This window comes from Armatimonas sp., from assembly GCF_031410135.1.
GTDB lineage: Bacteria > Armatimonadota > Armatimonadia > Armatimonadales > Armatimonadaceae > Armatimonas.
In genome coordinates, this window is sequence record NZ_JANNYP010000251.1 from 1 (window position 1) to 8,113 (window position 8,113).

The 8,113-nt window shown below is 58.4% G+C and carries 9 protein-coding genes and 1 pseudogene; 6 read left to right on the forward strand and 4 right to left on the reverse strand.

Annotated features, from left to right (window positions below):
* Together RMO15_RS09405 and RMO15_RS09410 are read right to left on the reverse strand one after the other, a co-directional pair.
* A pseudogene (locus RMO15_RS09405) lies at window positions 1-647 on the reverse strand (hypothetical protein); the annotation flags it as partial.
* 162 nt (window positions 648-809) lie between these two features.
* Window positions 810-1,208: a hypothetical protein gene (locus RMO15_RS09410; RefSeq protein ID WP_309711105.1), complete on the reverse strand. Its 399-nt coding sequence runs from the start codon at window positions 1,206-1,208 to the stop codon at window positions 810-812.
* 37 nt (window positions 1,209-1,245) lie between these two features.
* Between RMO15_RS09410 and lpxC the strand changes: the two genes are divergently transcribed.
* From lpxC to RMO15_RS09430, 4 genes are read left to right on the forward strand one after another with little or no spacing between them, the layout of a single operon-like run.
* Window positions 1,246-2,019, forward strand: coding sequence for a UDP-3-O-acyl-N-acetylglucosamine deacetylase (gene lpxC / locus RMO15_RS09415; RefSeq protein ID WP_309711108.1), 774 nt, complete (start codon window positions 1,246-1,248; stop codon window positions 2,017-2,019).
* A gap of 28 nt (window positions 2,020-2,047) precedes the next feature.
* Window positions 2,048-2,476 carry a 3-hydroxyacyl-ACP dehydratase FabZ gene (gene fabZ, locus RMO15_RS09420; protein WP_369016094.1) on the forward strand — a complete coding sequence of 143 codons (429 nt, stop codon included), beginning with the start codon at window positions 2,048-2,050 and terminating at the stop codon, window positions 2,474-2,476.
* A complete protein-coding gene (gene lpxA / locus RMO15_RS09425) occupies window positions 2,473-3,276 on the forward strand; it encodes an acyl-ACP--UDP-N-acetylglucosamine O-acyltransferase (RefSeq protein WP_309711113.1) in 804 nt (267 codons plus the stop codon). Before fabZ ends, lpxA begins: the two co-directional genes overlap by 4 nt.
* Window positions 3,277-3,288: 12 nt before the next feature.
* Window positions 3,289-4,599: a hypothetical protein gene (locus RMO15_RS09430; protein WP_309711115.1), complete on the forward strand. Its 1,311-nt coding sequence runs from the start codon at window positions 3,289-3,291 to the stop codon at window positions 4,597-4,599.
* Here RMO15_RS09430 and RMO15_RS09435 read toward each other — a convergent pair.
* On the reverse strand, window positions 4,585-5,205 hold the full coding sequence (locus tag RMO15_RS09435; protein ID WP_309711117.1) for a matrixin family metalloprotease: 621 nt from the start codon (window positions 5,203-5,205) through the stop codon (window positions 4,585-4,587). The genes RMO15_RS09430 and RMO15_RS09435 overlap by 15 nt on opposite strands.
* Window positions 5,206-5,232: 27 nt before the next feature.
* On the opposite strand from RMO15_RS09435, the gene RMO15_RS09440 reads away from it, so the two are divergent.
* Together RMO15_RS09440 and RMO15_RS09445 are read left to right on the forward strand one after the other, a co-directional pair.
* Complete coding sequence (locus RMO15_RS09440; RefSeq protein ID WP_309711119.1) at window positions 5,233-6,459, forward strand: glycosyltransferase family 4 protein; 1,227 nt, start codon at window positions 5,233-5,235, stop codon at window positions 6,457-6,459.
* A 1-nt stretch (window position 6,460) separates the two neighbouring features.
* Window positions 6,461-7,669: an alpha/beta hydrolase-fold protein gene (locus RMO15_RS09445; RefSeq protein ID WP_309711121.1), complete on the forward strand. Its 1,209-nt coding sequence runs from the start codon at window positions 6,461-6,463 to the stop codon at window positions 7,667-7,669.
* 3 nt (window positions 7,670-7,672) lie between these two features.
* On the opposite strand, the gene RMO15_RS09450 is transcribed toward RMO15_RS09445, so the two are convergent.
* On the reverse strand, window positions 7,673-8,113 hold a 441-nt coding region (locus RMO15_RS09450; protein ID WP_309711123.1), incomplete at its 5' end, for a glycoside hydrolase family 16 protein.

An 8,113-nucleotide genomic window follows, 5' to 3' on the forward strand; every position in this document is an offset into this window, starting at 1 on the left:
GCCTCGCGGCGGTCGTAGGTCTGGCGGGAGTACTTGAAGCGCTCATCAAGCCCATCCACTGAGGGATCTTCGTAGGTCGGGTCGTAGATAAAGGTCCCGCCTCCCTCGCCCGTCTCCGGGGAGTGGCCCTGAAGAATCCCGATTGTCATGCCCAGAGCGGCATAGACCGGCCCCATCCAGACCGCATCGCGCTTGACAAGATAGTCGTTGGCGGTGACCAGATGGACACCTTTGCCCGTGATGGCATTGAGGTAGGTCGCCAGTGTCGAGGTGAGAGTCTTGCCCTCACCGGTACGTAGCTCAGAGATACGGCCATCGTGTTGCACCATGCCCCCGATTAGCTGGACATCAAAGTGACGCATCCCCAGGGTGCGCCAGGCGGCTTCACGACACGCGGCAAACGCCTCGACAAGAATCGCATCCAGCGCCTTGTCATACGCAGCACGCAGGGCTTTATTATCCGCGTACTGGCTCTCGTCGCCCACGGCGTCTTTCACTTGCTGGCGAAACTCATCGGTCTTGGCCCTGAGCTGCTCATCGGTTAGCGCCTTAAACTGCTGCTCGATTGCGTTGACCTTCTCCACGACCTTGCGGTACTTGCGGACATCGCGCTCGTTGTTATCAAAAAGTTTTCGTAGAAAATCCATAGTTATTTTGTTGGTTATCGGTAATCAAAACGCCGAGGCATGAACGCCCCGTCTCAGCCCTGCGCGGCCCTTCGGGCCTATCCAAGCGGAAATGTCCGTAGGACGGCGCAGCTTTGAGACCGGCCCTGAAGGGCCGGGAGAAAAAATGAAGTAGGGTTGTCTCTACCCAAGCGGTGGTGCGCGGGAGCCACCGGAAGGTAGCACGGGAGCCAGGAAGTGTGTCCGTACGAGTGCCCATGTTTGTGGTGCAACCCGAAGCTCAGGCAGGCCCACGGTAATTCGAGTGGGAGTGAGGATCGCAAGGGTGCTCCGATCCGCTGCCGGTTCGAGGCGCACCACTTTGAGGCGACCGCTCTGTGCAGCGGCCTTGATCGCCTGTTCCTCCTCGGTCGTCGCACGACGCGGCGAGACGGAGGCGGGCGCAGGAGCCGTTGCGGTGGACAGATTCGCCTGACGAAGCGCCGCAAGCACCACCGCTGCCGTGCTCGGGGTGAGCAGGAGGGTGGAGAGAACAAACAGGCTCCAGGTCCAGCTAGGCTGACGATGTACAATGCGGCTCATGAGTAATTTCGCTAGCGAATATTGTATCATCTAGGCCATGATCTATGCGACACGTACCGGAGTGGGAATTCACACCGGCCAACCCTGCACCGCAACTCTTGAGGCGCTGCCCCCCGGCTCCGGGATCGTCTTTGATACCCCACAGGGGAGAATCCAAGCTCAGGCCGAGAACGTCACCGAAACCCTGCGTTGCACGGTGCTGGGGAGCGGTGAGGCGCGGCTCTCCACGGTGGAGCACTTGCTCTCCGCCTGTGCGGGATACGGCATACGGGACTTGAAAGTAACCGTAGACGGCCCCGAGCTGCCGATTCTCGATGGAAGCGCGGCGGGGTGGGCCCAAGTGCTGCCACAGAGCCCGCTCTATCTACGAGAGATCCCCGAGCCGCTGATTGTCACCGGCAAAGGCGGCGCGTTTATCGCCTGCTACCCCGCTGAGACGCTCACAGTGACCTGCGCCATTGCCTTCGAGCACCCACTTGTCGGCACCCAAGTCGCAAGGTGGGAGGGAGACGCTTATCTTGAAGAAATCGCGCCCGCTCGCACTTTTGGCTTTATAGAGGAAGTTCAGAAGCTCCTGGACGCGGGACTAGCGAAGGGCGGCTCATTGGACAATGCCGTGATTGTCCACCAAGATCGCTACGAACCGTCCCTGAGATTTGACAATGAGCTGGCCCGTCACAAACTTTTAGACCTACTCGGAGATATATGGCTCGCCGGTTTTCTGCCAAAAGCGGATATAATCGCCATGAAACCCAGCCACGGGCTAAACTGTCGGCTGGCTTCTCTTCTATCGAGGATTGATTTTGAGTAACGAAATATCTTTGCCCATTGAAGCGGCAATGCTACAGCGCATCCTGCCACACCGCTACCCGTTTTTACTGGTAGATCGGGTGCTGGAGATAGAGCTAGGCAAGCGTATCCTAGCCCGAAAGAACGTCACGGTAAACGAGCCGTTCTTTGTCGGGCACTTTCCCGGAATCCCGATTATGCCTGGGGTTTTGCAGATTGAGTGCATGGCGCAGGCAGGCGGCGTTTTACTTTTGCTTGAGCCCGGCAACGAGGGCAAGATCGCCCTTTTGACAGGAATTGAGAAGGCACGTTTCCGGAGAAAAGTAGTCCCCGGCGATGTCCTCGAAATAGAGATTGTTGTCATCAAGACCCGTGGGCCGATGGGCTGGATCCACTGTGAAGCCAAAGTGGACGGCAAGATCGCTTCCGAGGCGGATATCTCCTTTGCACTGGCGGAAGGGAACCTTCACGAACTATGAGCACAAGTAAAATTCACGCGACGGCTGTCATTGACCCGAGCGCACAGATCGCCGCGGATGTCGAGATTGGGGCCTACGCTGTCATCGGGCCGGACTGTATTGTCGGGGAAGGAACGATCCTTGGCCCACACGTGATCCTGGAGCAGTACACAGAGCTGGGCAAACAGTGCCAGGTACGCGCCGGAGCCATACTGGGTGGTCCGCCTCAGGACAATAAGTTCAAGGGCGAGCGCTCTTTTGTGCGAGTGGGAGACCGAACCCAGATCCGTGAGTTTGTGACCATTCATCGTTCTACAGGCGAGGATGAAGCCACGACGGTCGGGGAAGACGGGCTGATCATGGCCTATGTCCACATCGGGCACAACTGCTCCGTGGGAAATAAAGTGATGCTCTCGTCGTATGCCGGGCTCTCGGGCCATATCTATGTCGAAGATAATGTCGTCATCGGCGGTATTGTGGGGATGCACCAGTTTGTCCGTGTGGGACGCTACGCCATGGTGGGTGGGTACTCGAAAGTCGTTCAGGATGTCCCGCCGTTTATGCTTGCCGATGGCCGCCCTGCCGATATTCTGGATCTCAATATCCGTGGTCTGCGCCGTGCGGGCATTGATGCCAACACGCGCAATTCCCTCAAGCAGGCCTACAAGCTCCTCTACCGCTCGAACCTAAACCGAACTCAGGCACTGGAAGCCATTGCTGAGGAACTCGATTCCAACCCGGAGCTAGACTTTCTCGTGCAGTTTATTGAGCGCATGAAAGACGGAACCGCAGGCCGCCAAGAAGATCGTCCCCGAAAGTAGACGGAAAAGCCCATGCGTATCGCCATCACGGCTGCGGAAGCCTCAGGAGATCGGGTTGCGGGCCAACTTGCATCAGAGCTCAAGCGCCTTTCCCCGGAGTGCGAGATCTACGGCAGTGGCGGGAGCTGGCTACGGGCGGCGGGTGGCGAGGTCATCGTGGATGCGAGTGCCTTTGGGGTGATTGGGCTCGCAGCAGGCTTGAAGCTCTTGCCCAAGATGCTCGCCGCTCGCCAGCGCCTGATCGCGGAACTTAAGAGCCGCCCTCCGGATGTGCTGATTCCCATAGATGCGGGGGCATTTCACCTGGGAATTGGCCCGATTCAGGGGCTGGTTCCTTGGGCACGCAAGAACCTCCCGAGCACCAAGATCCTCTACTACTTCCCCCCCGGCTCGTGGCACAAGACCCTGCGCTACTCGCCATTAAAGGGTCTGGTAGATGCTGTTGCCTCGCCATTCCCCTGGAACGCCAGCGAGCTAAACCGGCTCGGGGTTCGTGCGGAGCTGGTGGGCCATCCCCTGCTGGATCTCGTCTACCCTAGCCAGCCTTTGGAGACTTTTGCCAAGCAGTATGGCCTCGATATGTACAAGCCGCTCGTCGGGCTCGTGCCAGGAAGCCGCTCGCAGGAGATTGAGACAATCCTGCCTCTCCAGCTCGCGGCGGCGGCGCAGATTGCCCAGCGCATTCCTGGTGTCCAGTTCCTCATTGCCCTCGCTCCAAGCGTGGATCGAGGAAAAGTGGAGGCAGCGATCCAGCACGCACGACAGCTCTTACATGTCGTGAAAGTGGTCGAGAAGCCGTCGCGCCAGAGTACTCCCCGCGCCATTCTCGCGGAAGGCAATCCAGAGGAGATGGCCCGGCGGCAGCGACAGTGGATCGAGCACTCCCAGTCTCCGCGCACGGCCACACCACAGTTCCCTCCCATCGCGATCGTGGAGAATGGAACCTATGATGTGCTCGCCGCCTCCGATGCCCTGATCTGTAAGTCTGGCACCACCACGCTTGAAGCCGCGATCTTGGGCAAGCCAATGGTGATTGTCTACAAGCTGAGTCAGGCCAACCTGCTCCAGCTCGCACTGGTACGAAAGAGCCTCCCCAAGTTTATCGGCATGCCCAACCTCATCGCGGACCGAGAGATCTGCCGCGAGCTCCTGCAAGAAAACGCCACGCCTGAGAAGATCGCCGCAGAAATCGTCGGGCTTTTGCTCGATCCAGATCGTATGGCGCGGATGCGACGCGACTTGGCTGAGGTTCGTACGCAGCTGGGCGAGCCGGGCGGCGCGGAGCGCACGGCCCGGCTTGCGCTCTCGCTAGTGTGCCCGTGAGAGAGAGTAGAGCCGGGCGAGGGTGGCGATATCTCGGGAGCTCAGCTGCGAGCTGGTCTTCACCGACGGAAACATAATGTCTCCGCTGAAGCTACTATGGCTCGAATCACCCTCGTTTCGCCCCACGATACCTAAAGCATGGCCGAATTCATGAACTGTCGCGGGAACAATCAGAGACCCTTCAATCCCACTTTTGAGAACAATGTTAGCTCTGGTGATTGTGCCATCCACGGCTGCATTGCCCGGTGCCTGGTTAAACGTAACGTTGGTAAACCCCAACCCCGTGTCCACATTACTCACTGCACTATTGAACGTGACCTGAATATCGGCATCGGACATACTGCTGGTTTGCTCGAAACGCACCAAGTTGCCGGTTCCACTGGCCCAGACATTTGCGGCGGCTAGTACTTCCGCAGAGCGATCCGTGGCACCATCATTTGCAATAAAAACCTTGAAAGGGTTAGTCGTCTTTGACAGTGACCAGCGCAGGCTAAGTCCTAGGTCGCTAAAGTAATCTGGACTATCTGGCGGAGGATTGCCCCCACTAGCCCCACAGCCTGTGAGACCTAAGATTGCAACAACAGTTAATAATATAGGGTTTCTCATGTTTGCATTATACAGGTACAATCGGCTATGCGTGCAATTTTGCTTTCCTGGGAGTACCCGCCCATGCGGGTGGGTGGTATCGCGGCGGCGCTGGAGGGACTGGCTCCTGCACTGGCGCGGGCGGGTGTTGAAACCCATGTAGTTACCTGTGGCGACTCGGGCGGAGCGCCCGAAGAGAACCCGCTCCCGAATCTGTTTATTCACCGTGTGACTGTCACCGACCCGTCGGATAACTTTGTCCACTGGGTACACCTGCTCAACGATAAATTAGATGAGCGGGCAGACTCACTCATTCGAGAATGGCAGAAAAAAGAAGCCCGTAAGAAAATTAAAACGCCGATCCTGATCCATGTCCACGACTGGCTGGGTCAGTTTGCCGGAATCGCGCTCAAGCACCGCTACAAGCTGCCCATGATCTCGACCATTCATGCTACCGAGTTCGGTCGCAACGCCGGGATTCGCACCGAGGCACAGCGCTACATCAACCGCTGTGAGTGGGAGCTTGCCGATGAGTCCTGGCGAGTGATTGTGTGCTCGAACTTTATGCGTGGGGAGGTCGAGTATGCGCTTAATACTCCCTGGGACAAGATGGACGTGCTTCCCAATGGGGTTGAGACACGGGTGTTTGATGGGCTAGAAGGCGAGGCATGGTGGAGCTTCCGCCGCCGCTTTGCCGACGACGACGAAAAAATAGTATTCTTTATCGGGCGTCCCGTCCACGAGAAAGGGGCGCATGTTCTGGTGCAGTCTCTGCCGTTGGTACGGACGCGGGGTGTCAATGCCAAGCTCATTATCTCAGGCGGCGGCGTCCGAGGACACTTAGAGGCACTGGCAGGGCAGCTTGGGATGTGGCCACATGTCTACTTCACGGGGCGAGTCAGCGACGAAGACCGTGACAATCTCTACCAAATCGCCGATGTCGCTGTTTTTCCGAGTCTCTACGAGCCGTTTGGGATCGTAGCACTAGAGGCGATGGCGGCTCACACACCGGTTGTCGTGAGTGATGCGGGGGGCTTGGCGGAAGTGGTGGAGCACAATATCACTGGCACCACAACCTACAAGGGCGACCCCGATTCTCTTGCTTGGGGAATCGCCCGTGCGGTGCGTGATCCCGGCCACTCCCGCTGGATGGCACAGAACGCCTATGAGCGTGTGGAGAGCATCTTCAACTGGGACGTGATCGCCGCCGATACCCGAGCTGTCTACGAGCGGGTCTGGGAAGAGTACAAAGCGAGCACTTGGGGAGGCTCGTAGGATGTTACTCTTTCCCTTAGCCACGCTCAGCGCAACCGTGCAGCCTCCTATGAACATTACCACTCTCCAGACTGCCCTGAAAACGGCCAAGCCCAGTGCCAGCCTTGCCGAACCACTCCGCAAGTGGCTCGGAGCCGAGAACCTCAAGCGCGGTGTCCTCAAGACAGACGAGCTTAAAGTCGCGTTTGCCATTGAGCTCACTGAGGGCGAGCCCGAACCAAAGCTACTCTCCGACGACGGCACCTGGTCGCTTCCCCTCAAGCGCATTGAAGCCTCCACGATCTGGGTGGCCTCCACTACACTGCCTGAGGGCTTTGGGACGCGCTGGAAGTTCGAAGTCGGCGGCAAGCCACGGGGTGGCGGCGAGCTAGAAGTCTATACCAACCCGCCCGAGAGCAAGCGCCAGCCGGGTGTGCCTGAGGGGAAGCTCACCCCCATGCCGGTCTGGAAGAGCAAGATCTACGAAGGGACGTTGCGTAACTGGTGGGTCTATGTCCCTGCACAGTACGACGCCAAAAAGCCTGCCGCCGTGATGATCTTCCAGGATGGTCACTCCTACAAAGACTTCGTGCCCGTTGTTTTGGACAACATGATCGCCAAAGGCGAGCTGCCCGTCTCCATCGCGATCTTCCTTGCCCCCGGCCATAAGGGCGATACACCTCCCGAGAGCGGCTGGAATGGCAACAACCGCTCGGTCGAGTACGATACGGTCTCGGATCGCTACGCTAAGTTCATCGTGGACGAGATCCTCCCGGAAGTGGGCAAGAGCTACTCCCTTCGACAAGATGCGGCTGGGCGCATGGTGGCGGGAATCTCCAGCGGTGGCATCTGTGCCTTCTCCCTGGCGTGGTTCCGCCCCGACCAATTCCATAAAGTGCTCTCGTGGGTGGGCAGCTTCACCAATCTGCAGGGCGGCCCGACCGGTGTCGCAGGAGGCAATACCTACCCCGCGATTATTCGAGACCGACGCGGCTGGGATCAGAAAGGCGAGTCCAAGCCAATTCGCGTCTATCTGCAAGATGGGGCCAACGACCTAGACAACAAGGCGGGAAGCTGGCCGCTCGCGAACCAGGATATGGCAAAAGCGCTCGCCTTCGGTCAGTACGATTTCAAGTTCGTCTTTGGCAACGGCTTCCACGGCGACCGTCACGGGCGTGCCACCCTTCCCGACGCGCTCCGCTGGCTCTGGCGCGATCAGAATAAGCCGTAAAGTTCAGAGCGCCCAGACGCGGATATAGTCAATCTCCATCTGCGAGGGAAACGGGGTGCTGGCATCGGGGAAGCCGGGCCAGTTGCCCCCAACTGCAAGGTTTGCAAGAACATACATCGGCTCCTGTGGGACATGCTCACGGGTGCGATAGCGCTCGACTCCGTCCACGCTCCAGACCAGCACATCGGGCTTCCAGTCTAAGGTAAACGTGTGAAATCCCGCCGAGAAATCTATCCCACGTAGCTGCCCTTGAACGTTGACCGTTCCCGCGGTGGTTGCGCGCCAGTGGTTCGTAAAGTAGACACAAGTGAGGTCGTGGCCCAGAATCTCTAAAACATCAATCTCGGGGGGCCAGGCTTTACTCGTAGGAAGTAGCCAAAATGCCGGCCAGAGCCCCTTGCCCTTGGGGAACTTCGCGCGAATCTCGAAGCGCCCATATTTTTG

Coding starts and splice junctions, on each gene's coding strand:
- RMO15_RS09410 (WP_309711105.1), bottom strand. CDS start 1,208: ATGAGCCGCATTGTACATCGTCAGCCTAGCTGGACCTGGAGCCTGTTT.
- lpxC (WP_309711108.1), top strand. CDS start 1,246: ATGATCTATGCGACACGTACCGGAGTGGGAATTCACACCGGCCAACCC.
- fabZ (WP_369016094.1), top strand. CDS start 2,048: ATGCTACAGCGCATCCTGCCACACCGCTACCCGTTTTTACTGGTAGAT.
- lpxA (WP_309711113.1), top strand. CDS start 2,473: ATGAGCACAAGTAAAATTCACGCGACGGCTGTCATTGACCCGAGCGCA.
- RMO15_RS09430 (WP_309711115.1), top strand. CDS start 3,289: ATGCGTATCGCCATCACGGCTGCGGAAGCCTCAGGAGATCGGGTTGCG.
- RMO15_RS09435 (WP_309711117.1), bottom strand. CDS start 5,205: ATGAGAAACCCTATATTATTAACTGTTGTTGCAATCTTAGGTCTCACA.
- RMO15_RS09440 (WP_309711119.1), top strand. CDS start 5,233: ATGCGTGCAATTTTGCTTTCCTGGGAGTACCCGCCCATGCGGGTGGGT.
- RMO15_RS09445 (WP_309711121.1), top strand. CDS start 6,461: ATGTTACTCTTTCCCTTAGCCACGCTCAGCGCAACCGTGCAGCCTCCT.